Source organism: Lentzea alba, from assembly GCF_047445655.1.
Classification (GTDB): Bacteria; Actinomycetota; Actinomycetes; order Mycobacteriales; family Pseudonocardiaceae; genus Lentzea; species Lentzea alba_A.
Window position 1 is genome coordinate 102,400 of the sequence record NZ_JAJAEG010000023.1, and the last position, 13,694, is coordinate 116,093.

At 68.2% G+C, this 13,694-nt stretch carries 17 protein-coding genes and 1 tRNA gene; 6 read left to right on the forward strand and 12 right to left on the reverse strand.

From position 1 onward, the window contains the following. Positions 1-22 precede the first annotated feature (22 nt). A complete protein-coding gene (locus LFM09_RS33295; RefSeq protein WP_414100549.1) occupies positions 23-1,168 on the forward strand; it encodes a PucR family transcriptional regulator in 1,146 nt (381 codons plus the stop codon). Here LFM09_RS33295 and LFM09_RS33300 read toward each other — a convergent pair. Beyond that, on the reverse strand, positions 1,122-1,967 hold the full coding sequence (locus LFM09_RS33300; RefSeq protein WP_414100550.1) for an SGNH/GDSL hydrolase family protein: 846 nt from the start codon (positions 1,965-1,967) through the stop codon (positions 1,122-1,124). The genes LFM09_RS33295 and LFM09_RS33300 overlap by 47 nt on opposite strands. A gap of 116 nt (positions 1,968-2,083) precedes the next feature. Between LFM09_RS33300 and LFM09_RS33305 the strand changes: the two genes are divergently transcribed. Genes LFM09_RS33305 through LFM09_RS33315 form a run of 3 tightly spaced genes read left to right on the forward strand, consistent with a single transcriptional unit; the run spans position 2,084 to position 3,841 of the window. Further along, positions 2,084-2,824, forward strand: coding sequence for an inositol monophosphatase family protein (locus tag LFM09_RS33305; protein WP_414100551.1), 741 nt, complete (start codon positions 2,084-2,086; stop codon positions 2,822-2,824). Beyond that, the gene (locus LFM09_RS33310) at positions 2,821-3,489 is read left to right on the forward strand and encodes an SDR family NAD(P)-dependent oxidoreductase (protein WP_414100552.1); all 669 of its coding nucleotides are present in this window, start codon (positions 2,821-2,823) and stop codon (positions 3,487-3,489) included. The genes LFM09_RS33305 and LFM09_RS33310 overlap by 4 nt, the downstream gene beginning before the upstream one ends. Positions 3,490-3,544: 55 nt before the next feature. Further along, positions 3,545-3,841, forward strand: coding sequence for a hypothetical protein (locus LFM09_RS33315; RefSeq protein WP_414100553.1), 297 nt, complete (start codon positions 3,545-3,547; stop codon positions 3,839-3,841). Here the strand turns inward: LFM09_RS33315 and LFM09_RS33320 are convergent. Next, the gene (locus tag LFM09_RS33320; protein ID WP_414100554.1) at positions 3,826-4,557 is read right to left on the reverse strand and encodes an SDR family NAD(P)-dependent oxidoreductase; all 732 of its coding nucleotides are present in this window, start codon (positions 4,555-4,557) and stop codon (positions 3,826-3,828) included. The two genes, LFM09_RS33315 and LFM09_RS33320, sit on opposite strands and share 16 nt — an antisense overlap. Positions 4,558-4,573: 16 nt before the next feature. Further along, the gene (locus LFM09_RS33325) at positions 4,574-5,665 is read right to left on the reverse strand and encodes an MrcB family domain-containing protein (RefSeq protein WP_414100555.1); all 1,092 of its coding nucleotides are present in this window, start codon (positions 5,663-5,665) and stop codon (positions 4,574-4,576) included. A 194-nt stretch (positions 5,666-5,859) separates the two neighbouring features. Here LFM09_RS33325 and LFM09_RS33330 point away from each other — a divergent pair, with 194 nt between their 5' ends. Next, entirely contained in the window at positions 5,860-6,189 is a 330-nt protein-coding gene (locus LFM09_RS33330) for a hypothetical protein (RefSeq protein WP_414100556.1), read from the forward strand. Positions 6,190-6,513: 324 nt separating this feature from the next. Here LFM09_RS33330 and LFM09_RS33335 read toward each other — a convergent pair. The 9 genes from LFM09_RS33335 to LFM09_RS33375 all read right to left on the reverse strand — a co-directional run bounded on the left by LFM09_RS33335 (position 6,514) and on the right by LFM09_RS33375 (position 13,205). Next, positions 6,514-6,590, reverse strand: a tRNA-Leu gene (locus LFM09_RS33335). A 119-nt stretch (positions 6,591-6,709) separates the two neighbouring features. Further along, positions 6,710-7,813 (reverse strand): ATP-grasp domain-containing protein, encoded by a 1,104-nt coding sequence (locus LFM09_RS33340; RefSeq protein WP_414100557.1) that lies wholly within the window; start codon positions 7,811-7,813, stop codon positions 6,710-6,712. Then, positions 7,810-7,932, reverse strand: coding sequence for a hypothetical protein (locus tag LFM09_RS33345; RefSeq protein ID WP_255353474.1), 123 nt, complete (start codon positions 7,930-7,932; stop codon positions 7,810-7,812). Before LFM09_RS33345 ends, LFM09_RS33340 begins: the two co-directional genes overlap by 4 nt. 209 nt (positions 7,933-8,141) lie before the next feature. Further along, on the reverse strand, positions 8,142-9,467 hold the full coding sequence (locus LFM09_RS33350; RefSeq protein WP_414100558.1) for an NAD(P)/FAD-dependent oxidoreductase: 1,326 nt from the start codon (positions 9,465-9,467) through the stop codon (positions 8,142-8,144). Positions 9,468-9,609: 142 nt separating this feature from the next. After that, positions 9,610-10,071 (reverse strand): hypothetical protein, encoded by a 462-nt coding sequence (locus LFM09_RS33355; protein WP_414100559.1) that lies wholly within the window; start codon positions 10,069-10,071, stop codon positions 9,610-9,612. Next, a complete protein-coding gene (locus tag LFM09_RS33360; RefSeq protein ID WP_414100560.1) occupies positions 10,065-11,294 on the reverse strand; it encodes a DUF58 domain-containing protein in 1,230 nt (409 codons plus the stop codon). Before LFM09_RS33360 ends, LFM09_RS33355 begins: the two co-directional genes overlap by 7 nt. Then, positions 11,291-12,247, reverse strand: coding sequence for an AAA family ATPase (locus LFM09_RS33365; protein ID WP_414100561.1), 957 nt, complete (start codon positions 12,245-12,247; stop codon positions 11,291-11,293). Before LFM09_RS33365 ends, LFM09_RS33360 begins: the two co-directional genes overlap by 4 nt. Beyond that, a complete protein-coding gene (locus tag LFM09_RS33370; protein WP_414100562.1) occupies positions 12,244-12,594 on the reverse strand; it encodes a hypothetical protein in 351 nt (116 codons plus the stop codon). The genes LFM09_RS33365 and LFM09_RS33370 overlap by 4 nt, the downstream gene beginning before the upstream one ends. After that, positions 12,591-13,205: a DUF4129 domain-containing protein gene (locus tag LFM09_RS33375; RefSeq protein ID WP_414100563.1), complete on the reverse strand. Its 615-nt coding sequence runs from the start codon at positions 13,203-13,205 to the stop codon at positions 12,591-12,593. The genes LFM09_RS33370 and LFM09_RS33375 overlap by 4 nt, the downstream gene beginning before the upstream one ends. A 40-nt stretch (positions 13,206-13,245) precedes the next feature. Here LFM09_RS33375 and LFM09_RS33380 point away from each other — a divergent pair, with 40 nt between their 5' ends. Beyond that, the gene (locus tag LFM09_RS33380) at positions 13,246-13,677 is read left to right on the forward strand and encodes a hypothetical protein (protein ID WP_414100564.1); all 432 of its coding nucleotides are present in this window, start codon (positions 13,246-13,248) and stop codon (positions 13,675-13,677) included. Positions 13,678-13,694 lie beyond the last annotated feature (17 nt).

A 13,694-nucleotide genomic window follows, 5' to 3' on the forward strand; every position in this document is an offset into this window, starting at 1 on the left:
CCTCTGCCGTCAGAATCAGTTGATGTCCTACGTGATCGGCGGGCGTCCGGTGGCCGACCGGCTCGCCGCGGAGATGCCCTCGTTGGTGCGGCGAGTGCTCGCGGAGATCGTCGAGCGCGTGCCCGCGTACCAGCAGCTGCCGGCGGAGGAGCTGTCCGGCGACATCACCCGTGTCACCGACCACGCTTTGCGGGCCTTCGTGGCCGTGCTGGGTTCCGGGCAGCTGCCGTCCGCGGACGAGCTGCGGTTCCTGCGCGAGTCGGCGGCGCGGCGGGCCGAGGAGGGTGTGCCGGTCGACGTGGTGCTCACCGCGTACCACGTGGGCATCCAGGTCGTGTGGGAGTCGTTGGTGCCGGAGGCGCGGCCGGAGGAGGTCGCGGACGTGTTGGCGCTGAACGCGTTGGCGTTGCGGTACCTCCAGCTCGTGACGCCGGTGGTGAGCGCCGGCTACCTCGACGAGCGGCAGACGATGTTCGACGACGAGCGGTCCGAGCGGCAGGCGTTGCTGGCCGGGTTGCTCGACGGGTCTGTCACCGCAGGGCCTTATGTCGTGCTCGCGCTGCACGTGCCGCCGCATCCCGACGAGCTGCTGGAGGGCGTGGACGCAGCGGTGGCGGCCCGGCGGAAGCTGCGCAGGTTGCGGACGGAGCTGGACCGCCACAGCCGTGAGCCGGTGCTGTCGTCACTCGGGGTGGACGGCGGGATCGCGTTGCTGCCCGGCGAGGACGAGCGGCTGGACCGGATCGTGGCGGAGGTGACCCGTGCGGCGGGGGTGGAGCTGACGGTGGCGGCGGTCGCGGCCCGACCCTCCGGGGTCGCGGCCGCCGCCGAGCTCGCGCGCGAGGTGCTCGCCGTCGCGCTGCGGTCAGGTCCCGGCCTGTACCGGCTGACCGATGTGCTGCTGGAGTACCAGTTGTCCAGGCCCAGCGCGGCTCTGGAGCCACTCGCCGCGGTTGTGGCGCCGCTGTCCGACGAACTGGTGCAGACGCTGGAGGTCTACCTCCGGCGCGGGTCACGCCGTCCGGCCGCGACCGAGCTGCACGTGCACCCGAACACCGTCGACTACCGGCTGCGGCGGGTGGCCGAACTGACGCGGCTGGACCCGACCCGCATCGAGCACGTCACGCTGCTGACCGCTGCCCTTGCTGCACGGCGCGCGCGACCGTAGCTCCGAAGGCGGCCATGCCTTGTGCGTTGGGGTGCAACGGGGCCACGATCGTGGTCGGGATCAGGCCCTCCAGGTAACGGTTGGCCGGTGCAGCGCAGGTGTCGTGGCCGACGCTGACCGCCGCCAGGTCCACGAAGGTCGCGCCGCGCTTGACCGCCTCCGCCTTCGCCGTGGCGCTGAGCTGGTCCACCTTGGCCTGCAGGTAGTCGCCGTCGCGGGCCCAGATCGGCTGGATCGGGTGACACCCGCCGGGCCGGATGTAGGTGCCGTAGCCGGTGACCACGATCTTCGCGTGCGGTGCGCGGCGCTTGACCTCGTCGAGGGCGGCACCGAACTCCGGCGCCCACTGCGCGATGGCCGCGGTGACCTGGTCGTTGCCACCGGCCGTGAGCCGGTCCTTGCACGAGAGACCCACGGGCTCCGGGAACAGGTTGATGCAGCTCAGCGCGGTCTGCACGAGCCCGACGTCGTTGCCGCCGATGGTGATCGTCACGAGGTCGGTCGTCGACTTGAGCGCGTTGTACTGCGGCGCGACGAAACCGAACTGGCGGCCGGCGAAGTGGTCGGTCGTCGCCCCGGAACAGGTGACGTCCGTGAGCTTCGCGCCGAGCTCGGCCGCGGCGACCTGCGGGTAGTTGCGGTCGCTGCGCAGACACCACAGCGCCGGATCCTGGTTCGGGATCAGCGGGCCCGCCGCCGCCGAGTCGCCGAGAGCCACGTACTCGAGGGTGTCCGCGTGTGCGGTGGTTGTTCCGGCGACCAATGCCGCCACGAACGCCAAGCCGGCCACGATTCGCATCCCGAACCTCCAACATCATCGTCAGGTCAGCTCATCGTGGTGGTTCGCGTCACTGGCACGGGTAGGACGTTGCCCAGAGTCATCCGGTCGTGTTTGTGACCGATCACAATGAAGCGGTGACTCCTGGGGATCTTCTGGCGCTGGCCGCTTCGGCGTGCGTGGACGCGGCCAAGCTGCTGCACGAGGGTTCGATCGAGGTCTCGGTGAAGGGCACGTTCGACCAGGTCAGCTCGGCCGATCTGGAGGTCGAGGCGTTCCTGCGGCAGGTCTTGGTCTCCGGCGCGCCCGGTTCGGCCGTCGTCGGTGAGGAACTGGGGAGTTCGTCGGCTCCGATCACCTGGTACGTCGACCCGATCGACGGCACCCGCAACTTCGTGCGCGGCCTCCCGCTGTCGTGCATCTCGGTGGCCGCGGCGGTGGACGGTGACCTGGTCGCCGGCTGCGTGCTGGACCCGTTCCGCGACGAGCTGTTCACGGCCGCGGTCGGCGTGCCGTTCGCCGTTCGCTCAACGGGCTTGGTGATTCCTCCGGGTGTCAGTCCGCGACCGCTAGTGCTGACCGACATCCCGTTGCCCGGCAGCCCGTACCGCGGCGAGATGGAGCTGCTGGGCTCGTTGATGGAGGTGGCGGACGTGCGACGGGTGTACTCGACGGCTTTGTCTTTGGCCTGGGTCGCCGCAGGTCGTGCCGACGCGGCGGCGAACCTCGGCATCCACCCGTGGGACGTGGCAGCGGGCGCCGTGCTGGTCCGCGAGGCCGGCGGGAGGTTTTGTTCAGTCGGCCGCGACGGTTTCGTGGCCGGCCGAGGTGAGATCGTCTCCTGGCTTCTGTCACGACTGGAGGGCATCGTCTCGTGATCGATCTCAGCGGCAAGGTCGTGCTGGTCACCGGAGCCGACGGCAACATCGGCGCGGGCATCGCACTCCGCTTCGAGGCGGCGGGCGCCACTGTCGTCCGCCATCTCGGTCTTGAGGACGGCGACCTGCGCGTCGACGCGGCACGGGTGGTCTCGCGAGCGGGCCGGTTGCACGCCGTGGTGAACAGCGCGGGCGTACAGCCCGTCGAACCGTTGCCGGGCATGACAACCGCGCAGTGGCAGTCCGTTGTGGACAGCAACCTGACGACAGCGTTCGCGGTGACCCAGGCCGCCGTCGAACACCTGGAGGACGGCGGCTCGATCACGCACGTCGCGTCGATCGAGGGCAGTCACCCCGCTCCCGGCCACGCCCACTACAGCGCCTCGAAGGCCGCGCTGATCATGCACGCCCGCGCAGCCGCGTTGGAGTACGGCCCTCGTGTGCGGGTCAACACCGTGTCTCCCGGCCTCGTTGCCAGGCCCGGCATCGAGAACGAGTGGCCCTCAGGCGTGGCGCGCTGGCAGGCCGCGGCCCCGTTGTCCCGCCTCGGCACGCCCGCGGACATCGGCAACGCGTGCGTGTTCCTGGCCTCCGATCTGGCGACGTGGATCACCGGCCACGACCTCGTGGTCGACGGCGGCGTCACCGCCCGCCCGACCTGGTAGCTCGAACGACTGACCCGACACGCGGAAAGTCGTTGACTGCCTCAGCATTCGAGTCATGTTCGTTGGCGGCACAGGCACCTCGGTGAGGACGTTCCAGGCAGGCCCGGAAGAGGCCCACGCCGTGCTGTGCGCCGTCCTCCACCGGCTTCGCGGCCTCGGCTGCAAAACCACCCGCCTGGGCAGAGGCCTGTACCTGTGCGACGCCGACGCCACCCTGATGACCCTGACCCTGGCACCACCATCTGTGGGGCACTCCCCCGACACCTACCTGCTGACCGGCACGGTGACCGGCGGAGGCGCACTGTCCGGCGCACTCATCGCGTGCGTCGAAGAGGCCTACTGCGCCAGGTAACCACCATCCACCGGCAAGACCGCGCCGGTGATGAACGAGGCCTGATCCGACGCCAGGAACGCGATGGCCCGTGCCACCTCGACCGGCTCCCCGAGCCGTCGCATCGGGTGCATGGCCGCCATGCCGTCGACGTACCGCTTGCCTTCCGCGTCCTCTTCGAGCTTCTTCACGACAGCCGTGCGAATCGTGCCGGGTGCCACCGCGTTGACCCGGATGTTCGCGTGCGCCCACTCGACGGCAAGGTGCTTGGCGAGGCCCGACGCCACGAACTTGGCCGGTCCGTAGATCGCCTGCTTCGGCTGCCCCGCGACCCCGGAGATCGACGACAGGGTGACGATCGCGCCGCCGGTGTGCTGCATGGCTTCGATGGCGTACTTGCAGGTGAGGAACATGCCCTTGCCGTCCACGTTCATCACGTGGTCCCAGTCTTCTCCGGTGGCCTCGGTGATGGTCATCAACGGGATGACGCCCGCGTTGGCCACCAGCACGTCGATGCGTCCGGACAGGTTGATTGCGGCCTGGATCATGGCCTTCGCGTCCTCGTCCTCGGCGACGTCGCCTACGACTCGCGTGACGTTGTCGAGCGTTGCCAGGCCGTCCGCGTCGATGTCGGTGGCCACGACTGTGGCGCCCAGTTCCACGAAGAGTTCGGCGGTGGCCCGGCCGATGCCGCTGGCCGCGCCCGTGACGACACAGGTCTTGCCGGAGAGGCTCATGATCCTCAACCTAGCTTCATTCACCCACGAGGTACCGGTAAGCCAGTGGCGTCAGGTTGGGCGGCACGATCCGCCACGGATGAACGACCTTCAGCTCACCTTTTGCTGCCGACGGCGGCGTTGCGGCGCGATCGAGCTCGATGCTGCTGACGATCAACAGCATGGTGTTCGGGTACTCACGCAGGTGAAGATCGACCTCGTTCTTCGTCACGATGATCTCGGAATCGCTCGTCCAAGGTCCGGTGGTGCCCTTGACCTCGACGTAGAGGTGCTCCTCGCCCCGTCGCGCGTCGAGGTCGTAGGACTGGGTGGCTCCGACGTCGGTGACCGCGTACCCCTGCTCGACGAGGTGCTGCGTCGCCACCGCGACAGCCCGACGTTCGACGGCGGTGCGCTGCTCCGCGGTGAGACTGAATCCCTGTCCCCGCCGAGCCTTTCCCGCCGACTTCTCGACCGCGATCAACGCATCCGCGATCTCGTCGGGCTCGTCGAGCGCAACCGGTGCGATCTCGTACAGGCGGCTGAGCACGGAAGCGAGAAAGATCAGGTCGGCGCCGAGCACCCCGTCCGACGGCAGCGCGTCCAACGAGTACTCGAACGCGGCAACCGTGCCGGCCTCGTACGCCGGCCCGAGCGTCGTTCGAGAGGCCTTGAGAGCGATCTCCTCGACCAGATCGGGCCGCAGCCGCAGATGCGCCGACAGCACGTCCCGCGCCCGCTGCGCGCGCACCCGAAGCTCCGCCTGAGGCCGAGCCTTGAACTCGCCGTTGACCCAACGACTGGTGCCCTGCATCAACGAGAGGTAGACCCGATCGCCCTGAGCCCCGAACAGGTAGACGACGTACCACCCCTCGGTCGGCCGAGGCGAGCGAGCGGCCGAGTACACCCGGACCCACGGAATCACGCTCTTGTTCCCGGTGGCGTCCTTCGCCTGCACCTTCCAGTCGGCGATCTCTCCCGGCGCTTCCCGCTCGATCGCCGGCAGCTGCGCACGCACCCAGGCCGCTACCTCGTCGCGAACGAGACGCCCCCGCTTCTGCATCGCAGGAGTGTTCTGCGGGCTGTACTCGAGCTGCAGCAACAGGACGTCATGCAGGAGCTCACGCATGGGGAACGGGCCACCACCCTCACGACGGCTTTGAGGCCGATCGTTCACACGATCAGTAACAACAAGATCGCGTATAGCCCGTCTGGGCGTTACCCGTCAGGGTGAGCGCGCCTGTGTCGGGTGTGCGTGCGAGCACAGCCGAATGCCACGACCATGGCAGCCACAGAGGGGAAACCGGGAGCTGGAGGCCACTGATGATCGCCCGCGAACGCCCGTGGCCGACCACGTGGGGCAACGTCATCGAGTCGATTCGAGAGCTCGATGACCACGACCTGATCTGCTTCGGCGGCGGCCCCGCCTCCCCGGACGACCCGTGCCTGATCGTCGACTCCCGGTCACTCGACCCCGACGAGGACGTCCCGGTCGAGGCCGCTTTCCGAGACTGGACCACGACCCTCATCGAGGACGAAGTCCTCCAGATCATCGAGAACCTGTGCGATCAGGTGGACGACCCGGGCCTCGCCCTGATGATCCGCGCGATCGCGCACTACGTCGACAACGACGCCTTCATCGAGGTGTCCTGACCGCACGGCGCTCGTGACGAAGGCCACACCGCGCGACACGCCGGAGCCAAACAAACCCGCCGTCGGCGACGCAGCACTGCTGGATGCGCTCCCACGCCTCGTCATGAACCTCAGCGAGTGCCCTGACCTGCCGCTACGACACTCGTTCAAGATCACTCAGCTCAGCGTCCACCTGAACGATGATCATGATCAACTTCTGGTTACTCTCCGGCTCCCCGTCGAGCACCCTTCGGTGGTGGCGAACACCGCCGGAAAGGCCGTCGAAGCCATGCCTGCGAAGAGCAAAATGCCTGTTCAGGCACCACGTGCTAGTGCTGTTGCAGATGGTGCCCCCGACGGGATTCGAACCCGTACTGTGATCCTTTTAAGGGACCTGCCTCTACCGATTGGGCTACGGGGGCGACGGGGAGCCTAAGCCTTGATCGTCGGCCTGTGTGAGCGGATGGGGCTTTCTCGCCCGCACGGCCCAGCGAATTGGACTAGAGCGAGCATCCGCGTAAGCGTCGAACGGCCCCGAACATCAGCGGGACCTCCCTGCTCCGAGCAGCTCCTTGAAGCGCAGCGCCACCCAGTCGTGCACGGCTGCGGAGACCGAGTTGTCGCCCGCGCGGTGCTCGAACCAGCGCCAGTCGCAGTTGACGTTGACCTCCAGGAACACGTGGTCGCGGCCGGTCACCAGAAGATCGAAAGCCGCCACCTGGACGCGCCAGTGCCGGGCGAGCGCCAGCAGACGGTCGGACAGAGAGGAGGGCACGGAAGTAGGCGTGACGCGCACTGCGTCGGGATCGACCCACAGCTGGGCGGGATCGAGCTTGTCGACCTGGAACGCGATGCAGCGCTCGCCCACCACGAACACGCGCAGCTCCGTGTCCGACGGCACGTACTCCTGCACGATCACGGGAGCGGGTTCGGGCGCGTCCGAAGCACGTGAGGTTTCGAGAGGGCGTGGGAACAGGCCGTGTTGCACGCCGGGGCGTGGCTCCAGCAGATGGCGGCCCGCTGTTTTGACGATGCAGCGGCCGCCGCCAGGGCGTGTACGGCCAGGACGAGTCGTCACGGCCGTGCGGGGCACACGCAACCCAAAAGCAGAGGCGTCGGAAAGCTGCGTCAGACGGTCCAGGTGCGTCGAGAAGCGCGAAGGGTTCACGTGAGCCCAGTCGGAGCGTGAGGACAGCCAGTTGGCCACTGAGGCCCACTGGTCGACCGCGTAGGCGCCGGCGAGGGTTCCGGGTTCGACGGGCACGGCTGAGAGTTCGAAGTGACGCCGCCACACCAGCAGCGGGCGGAGCAGCCAGCGGTCGAGCTCGATCAGGGGCTGGTCGGTGTAGACCGAGAGAGGGAGATCGACACAGCGGTCGGCGTCGATGCGGGCCATTCGGATGCCGCGTTCGGCCAGGGCGATGGAGAGTTCGTTCATCTCCATGTCGGCGGCGCGCGCCAGTACGAGCACACAGGGTTGGGGGTTGCCGTCGCCCTCGTCGACCATGCCGAGGCGGTGCACCTGTTCCTGGAAGTCCAGGCATTTGGGCGGTGAGCGGAAGAGGTAGTCCTGCCCCTGCAGCAGCAGCGGTCTGGCAGCGTCGGACGGGGCACCCGGCACCCGCCCGTCAGCTGACCTGCTCAATCGTCCTTCTTGCTGCGGAAACTCTTCCCCGCCTGCGCGTACTCTGCGGCGTACTGCGCCAACGCGGGGTCCTCGATCTCGCCACGACGAAGCTGTGCGGCCAGCTCCTCGAGAGACATCGGGATCACCTCTCTCCCCACACAGGCGAATCACGCATTCAGGTGATGCACCAGCCGTAGTCTCTGGTTCACGTAACGCAATGTCAAGGCAGCCCAGAGAGCTTTACTCCGATTGGGCGCTCAAGTTCCGCCTCTGGACCAGCGAGATGCCCCGAACGAGATAACGTTCGGGGCATCTCACCACTCACGGAGAGTAAGGACGAACTCGTTCAGCTCTGCACGGCGCGGTCGAAGTCCGACTTCGGGTCGTTGATCTGACCGAGCGCCACGATCTCGCGACCGTAGAACAACGCCTGCGTCCAGTCCATCAGCACGCGGAGCTTGCGGTTGACGGTCGGCATGAACATCACGTGGTAGCTGCGGTGCATGAACCACGCGGGCAGGCCCTTGAAGCGCAGGCCGAACACGTCCGCGACGCCCTTGTAGAGGCCGAGGCCCGCGACCGAGCCGAGGTACTTGTGGAAGTAGTCCTTCGGCTTCTGGCCGCGCATCTGCGCCACGATGTTCTTCGCCAGCAGCTTCGACTGACGGATGGCGTGCTGCGCGTTCGGCACGCACGTCGCCGTCGGGTCCTCCTCGATGCGCGAGAGGTCCGGCACCGCGGAGCAGTCGCCGGCGGCCCACACGCCTTCGAGGCCCTGGACCTGCATGGAGGCGGTGCAACGGACGCGGCCGCGCTCGTCGAGCGGCAGGTCGGTGTTGCGCAGCACCGGGTTCGCCTTCATGCCGGCGGTCCAGATGATGGTGTCGGAGTCGAACTCCGTGCCGTCGTCGAGAACGACGTGGCCGCCCTCGAGGGACTTCACGCGGGTGTCGAGGTAGATCTTGATGCCGCGCTTCTCCAGCGCCTCGACGGTCCACGCGCCGAGCTTCGCGGACACCTCGGGCATGATCCGGCCGGCGGCCTCGACCAGGACCCAGTTCATCTCTTCCGGCTTGACACCCTCGTAGTACCGAAGCGCATACCGCGTCATGTCCTCGAGCTCGGCGAGCGTCTCGATGCCCGCGAAGCCGCCACCGATCACGACGAAGCTGAGCAGCTTCTTGCGCAGGTCCGCGTTGTTCGTGCTCGCGGCCTGGTCCAGGCGTGACAGCACGTGGTTGCGGACGTAGATCGCCTCGCCGATCGTCTTCATGCCGATGCCGACCTCGGCCAGGCCGGGGATCGGGAGCGTGCGGGAGATCGCACCCAGCGCGGAGACGAGCACGTCGTACTCGATCTCCTCGACGTGGCCGTCGGACAGCTCGGCGGTCACGATCTTGCGCGCGTGCTCGATCTTGGTGACGCGGCCCGTGACGACGTGGCAGCGCTTGAGCACCTTGCGCAGGGGGGCGACGACGTGGCGCGGCTCGATGGAGCCGGCCGCCGCCTCGGGCAGGAAGGGCTGGTAGGTCATGTGCGGCTGCGGGTCGATGACGGTGACCGACGCCTCACCGGATCGCAGCTTCTTCTGCAGTCCGAGAGCCGTGTACATCCCGACGTACCCACCGCCGACAATGACGATTCGCGTGGGTTGCGACTTCACAGCAGCCATACACATATGGTCGCACCAGCACCCCCTTTTTCGCGCGTCCGAAGGGGCCGTTGTGACTACCGTCGCCGGGTGATGCCGAACACGATCGCGGCTGACCTGCGCCTTGAGCCGGATTTGAGCGATTCTCGCTGAGAGGAGCGATTCAGATCCTCAGCGCCACGACCGCGATGACGACCGTCAGGGAGCCCAGTCCGAGCAGCTCGACGAGTCCGATGTTGGGCCCCGACGGGATGACTGACGCGAACGCCGCGACAACGAATGAGATCGCCTGGACAATGGCGAACCGTCTCGCCGGCGCTTTCAACGCAGCCGGTTCGATTTTCGTTTTCACCGGAACGACCGCCGCGAGTGCGGACGTGATGTGAATCAGGTGCAGCAGCGGGATCATCAGCAGCACGCCGAGCCGCAGCGGGTGCCCCTCCGCGAACGCCATCGCGAGCGCCGCGTACCCGATCAGCAACGCCGGCGCCGCGCTCGCCGGCATCAGCACCGTGATCGCCGTCAGGCCCGTCACGATCGCCAGCGGCGCGGCCGACTCCGCCTGCAGGTGGAGGATCAACGCCACGGGCAGCGCGACGAGGACGATCGCCAGTCGCATCAGCATTCGGTCGTCACCACCACCCCGTGCCGGGCCATCCGCTTGAGCCGCAGCCGGTGCTCCGCGGCGATCAGCTCGGCGGCCACCTCACCCCACGCGGTCTCCCGGTCCGGCTTCAGCGGCGACGGCAGCGTGTTGATGGCGAGCACGACGTGGCCGTGTTTGCGCGTCTGCACGGCGAGATCGGCGACCTCGTCGTCGAGGAACGGCGACAGCAGCACGACCACGCATCCGTGTGGAAGCTTGCGCAACGCCACGCGCGACGCCCACCCGGCAGTCTGCGCGCACACGACGAGCTGGGTGCGGATCCGCATGAGGTGCCGTCGGCCGACGCCGGACCGCACGTTGAGCTGCGGCCGCCCCAGATCCATCAACGCCACCCGGTCGCCCTGCCGCAGATAGCCCGCGGCCATTGACGCCGCCCGGCGCACGGCACGGTCCAGACTGCCCTCCGGACGCGTGGTGGCTCCGTAATGAGGAGTCGACCACTGTGCGACGTCCGCGGGCAGATCAGCCCTGGTGTCCAGCGCCAGCACGATTTCCGCGTCCGCCTCGGCGTGCCGCTCCCGGACGTGGACCGTGCCGGTGCGCGTCGTGACCCGCCAGTCGATGCGCTTGAGCCGGTCGCCGGGCTGGAACGCCCTGATGTCGCGCAGCTCGGTGGAATCGCCCGCACGTGGCGAACGGTGGATGCCGACCAACCCCGCCGGACGCGGCGGCAGCGGACCCGCCGGGTGGTGCTCGACCGGCGGCAGGATCGTGCGCACGTGCTCGGTGCCGACGATCGGGCCGTACGCGTGCATGCCGTCCGGACCGGCGAACAGGTGGTCCAGTCGAAGATCCACACCAGGTCCCCACGCGTCGCGCCGGACCTCCACGGGCAGATCGGGCGAGTGAGCGGGAATCGCGCGGACCCCGCCGGGCAGTTTGACCACCGCGATCTCCGCGTCCACGCCGTCGACGTGCGCGACCGTGTGCACGACGCCGGCGCCTGCCCCTCGTGGCACCGGCCGGACCACGACCGTGGGCTTGCCATGCGGTTTGTGCGTGAGCAGCAGGGAGAGCACGAACGGGACACCGAACAGGACCAGCTCGACCTGGTGCAGGAACAGCCCGGAGACGACGAGCCCGACGCCGAGCCACACCGCCCGCGCGTACGCATCCGTTGCGTGCCAATGCGCACCGTACGAGGCGGTGAACGCTTCCCGAACCTTGTCCGCTCTGCTCATGAGCTGGGCGGTCCGGGAACCTTGCCGAGCAGTTCCGACACGATCTGCACGCCACCGATGCCGGACGTCCAGGTCTCCGGCTTGAGCACGAGCCGGTGCGCCAGCACGGCGACCGCGCACTCCTTGACGTCCTCCGGCGTCACGTAGGCACGTCCGTCCAAAGTGGCCAGTGCACGGGCGACCAGCACGAGAGCCTGCGCGCCACGCGGTGACGCACCGACCTCGACGACGTTGTGCTGCCGCGTCGCCACGGCCAGATCAACGCAGTACCGCAGCAGATCGTCGTCCACTGTGGTCTGTTCGAGCTCGGCCTGCAGCTCCGCGAGCCGCCCCGGTGCCAGCACCGGCGGCACCTCGGCTTCTTCTTTCTGGCGTGCGATCCGCCGGCGCAGGACCTCGACTTCTTCTTCGGCGGGCGGGTAACCGATGTCGAGCCGCACCAGGAACCGGTCCAGCTGCGCCTCCGGCAACGGGTAGGTGCCCTCGTACTCGACCGGGTTCGACGTCGCGAGCACGTGGAACGGCTTGGGCAGCGGGAACGTGCGCCCCTCGACCGTGACCTGGCGTTCCTGCATGGCTTCCAGCAACGCCGACTGCGTCTTGGGCGGCGTGCGGTTGATCTCGTCGGCGAGCAGCAGCCCGGCGAACACGGGCCCCTGGTGGAACTCGAACTCACGGCTGCCGGGATCGTAGAGGAACGACCCGGTGACGTCCGCGGGCAGCAGGTCCGGCGTGCACTGCAGGCGCTTGAAGTCGAGGCTGAGCGCCTGCGCGAGCGACCGCGCGATCAGCGTCTTGCCCAGCCCCGGCACGTCTTCGAGCAGCACGTGCCCACCGGCCAGCACCGCCGCGAGCGCGAGCCGCAGCGTCCGCGTGCGCCCGACGACGACCTTGCCGATCTCGTCGAGAACGGCCTTCGCCGCCCCAGCGATGTTTTCGGCAGCAATGCTCACTCGATCCTCCTGAGCCTTTCCGCGAGTTCCTTCGGATCCGGCATCTCGTCGGCCTCGATCCCGAGACGCTGCAACCGCGCCCGGAACCGTTCCTCATAACGCCGTGGGTTCTCCGCCGCCTCGGCCAGCCGGCTCGCGAGCGTGCTGGCGTGCGGGGTGCTGATCGATCCGGGCGGCGGCGGTTCACCGCTCCACACGACGTCCGTCGCACGCGGCACCCTGGTCAACAACACGGTGAACGCGGCGGGCGGCACGGCCAATGCGGTCGCCCACAACGGATCGGCGCCCAGCCACCAGACCGTGACGCCGATGAGGACACCGACTCCCAGTGCCAGCACGGTCCTCATGCGAGCTCCCGGATGATGCGGCCCAACTCCCGTTGCGCTTCTTCAGCTTGCTCGGCCGTCACTTCCTCATGCCCGAACCGCGCTCGTTGATAGAGGTCCTTGAGCACAGTCGCGTCGACGCCGAGCTTCTCGGTGAACTCGGTAGGCGTCTGGTGCGGCTTGCGCGGTTCGGCGGCTTCGAGCGCGAGCCAGGCGGCGATCACGGCGTCGCGCGGTGGCCGTTGCGGATGTTCGGTGAACTCCTGCAACGCCTTCTGAACCCGCTGGATCACAGGCGTGTACGTGATCTCAGCGCCTTCGATCTCCACGCCGCGAGCTCTCCGGCGCCGCAACCGCGGCACCTCGATCGCGAGGATGATGCCGACCAGTCCGAACAGGACCAGCCCGGCGATGATCAGCAGGAACACGGTGAGCGGCACCGCCACCAGCTCCGGCAGCGCCTGTGGGGGAGGTACGTCGATGCTGAACGGGGCTTCGTTCGGCCGGTCCGGCTCACCGGAGCGGTCGACGAACGTGATCGGCGACGTACCGCGCGCGGCCACGACGACGATCAGCAACGCCGCCACCGCCACCCCGGCTCGCCACCACTTCATCCGGTCAGTCTCGCTCATTTCCCCGCTCACCGGATCATCTGTTGGCTAACTTGCGCTGGTGGCGTTGACGATGAACGAAGCCGGCCGCGAGATCAGGCAGTACCGGTGCGAGTGCTGCCAGGAGCCGGTCGAGCGGATCTGGAACCACGTGCTTCGCGACGGCACGGCCATCGCGATGTTCTTCGCCAACTGCTACCACCACTCCAGGTCCGAGGTGGTGGTGGATGTCGTCCTCGGCACGTGGGACCGGCTCGACCACCCCGACCACGTGACGTTCGCGGCCAAGCTCCGTGAGGTGGACCAGTCCAGTCTGCATCCGGCGTTTCAGCTGGTCCCTCCTGTGTACGGGAGGTCGGGCGCGCCACTCAACGGGCGCGTGTTGCAGCCGGATGAGGCTCGGACGCATCTGCGGTTCGCCGAGTTCGTGGAGGTCCTCGAGTTCGTGGTGCTGCACGACCCGACCGTCAACCAGCACCTGTACGGCGCATGATCTTCCTCAACTACCGC

What these genes read in the sequence shown, in the direction of transcription:
- LFM09_RS33295 (WP_414100549.1), top strand. Translation starts at nt 23, where the DNA reads ATGTCCTACGTGATCGGCGGGCGTCCGGTGGCCGACCGGCTCGCCGCG.
- LFM09_RS33300 (WP_414100550.1), bottom strand. Translation starts at nt 1,967, where the DNA reads ATGCGAATCGTGGCCGGCTTGGCGTTCGTGGCGGCATTGGTCGCCGGA.
- LFM09_RS33315 (WP_414100553.1), top strand. Translation starts at nt 3,545, where the DNA reads ATGTTCGTTGGCGGCACAGGCACCTCGGTGAGGACGTTCCAGGCAGGC.
- LFM09_RS33320 (WP_414100554.1), bottom strand. Translation starts at nt 4,557, where the DNA reads ATGAGCCTCTCCGGCAAGACCTGTGTCGTCACGGGCGCGGCCAGCGGC.
- LFM09_RS33325 (WP_414100555.1), bottom strand. Translation starts at nt 5,665, where the DNA reads ATGCGTGAGCTCCTGCATGACGTCCTGTTGCTGCAGCTCGAGTACAGC.
- LFM09_RS33330 (WP_414100556.1), top strand. Translation starts at nt 5,860, where the DNA reads ATGATCGCCCGCGAACGCCCGTGGCCGACCACGTGGGGCAACGTCATC.
- LFM09_RS33345 (WP_255353474.1), bottom strand. Translation starts at nt 7,932, where the DNA reads ATGTCTCTCGAGGAGCTGGCCGCACAGCTTCGTCGTGGCGAGATCGAG.
- LFM09_RS33350 (WP_414100558.1), bottom strand. Translation starts at nt 9,467, where the DNA reads ATGGCTGCTGTGAAGTCGCAACCCACGCGAATCGTCATTGTCGGCGGT.
- LFM09_RS33355 (WP_414100559.1), bottom strand. Translation starts at nt 10,071, where the DNA reads ATGCTGATGCGACTGGCGATCGTCCTCGTCGCGCTGCCCGTGGCGTTG.
- LFM09_RS33360 (WP_414100560.1), bottom strand. Translation starts at nt 11,294, where the DNA reads ATGAGCAGAGCGGACAAGGTTCGGGAAGCGTTCACCGCCTCGTACGGT.
- LFM09_RS33370 (WP_414100562.1), bottom strand. Translation starts at nt 12,594, where the DNA reads ATGAGGACCGTGCTGGCACTGGGAGTCGGTGTCCTCATCGGCGTCACG.
- LFM09_RS33375 (WP_414100563.1), bottom strand. Translation starts at nt 13,205, where the DNA reads ATGAGCGAGACTGACCGGATGAAGTGGTGGCGAGCCGGGGTGGCGGTG.